The 626-nt window shown below is 64.1% G+C and carries 1 protein-coding gene and 1 pseudogene; both read left to right on the top strand.

The genetic code is table 11. The features are described from left to right. On the top strand, positions 1 to 242 hold a 242-nt coding region (locus HP546_RS30890; protein ID WP_172233842.1), incomplete at its 5' end, for a demethoxyubiquinone hydroxylase family protein. A gap of 9 nt (positions 243 to 251) precedes the next feature. Further along, positions 252 to 626 (top strand): annotated as a pseudogene (locus HP546_RS30895) (DUF2157 domain-containing protein); the annotation flags it as partial.

The following is a 626-nucleotide window of genomic DNA, read 5'->3' on the forward strand; positions in this document are numbered from 1 at the left end:
AGGTCAGCCTGGGCTTCGTCGCCGCCACCGAGCACCAGGTGTGCAAGCACCTTGACGAGCACCTGGAGCAGATCCCGCACGAGGACGAAAAATCCCGGGCCATTCTCGAGCAAATGCGCGTTGACGAAGAGCAGCACGCCGAATCGGCCCTGGAAGCCGGCGGCTATCGCTTCCCGGCCCCAGTCCGCTTGGGCATGAGCCTGTTGGCCAAGGTCATGACCAAGAGCACTTACCGCATCTGAAGGATTAGCATGACGGACCGATTCGACGCCAAGGACCTGGCGCGCGCCGTGCACGCCGGCGTTCTCCAGCAGGGCCAGGACCAGGCCCTGCTGGCATTCCTGCGCAAGCAACCGGCGCAGCGCGGCAGCTTCCAGCTGGCGCATGTCGCCTTCTATTTCGGCGCCTTGTTGATCATGGCGGCCATGGGCTGGCTGCTCACTGAAGCGTGGCTGAGCATCGGTGACTGGGCGCTGCTGATCATCGCCAGCCTCTATATCTTGCTGATTACCTTGTTCGCGCTCAACCTGCAGCGACGCGCCCAACCTGTTGCCGCCGGGGTGCTGGCGGCAGTCGCGGTCAGTATCGTACCGCTGGCGGTATTCGCCATCGAGCGCCTGATCGGC

Source organism: Pseudomonas sp. CM25 (assembly GCF_013179705.1).
GTDB lineage: Bacteria > Pseudomonadota > Gammaproteobacteria > Pseudomonadales > Pseudomonadaceae > Aquipseudomonas.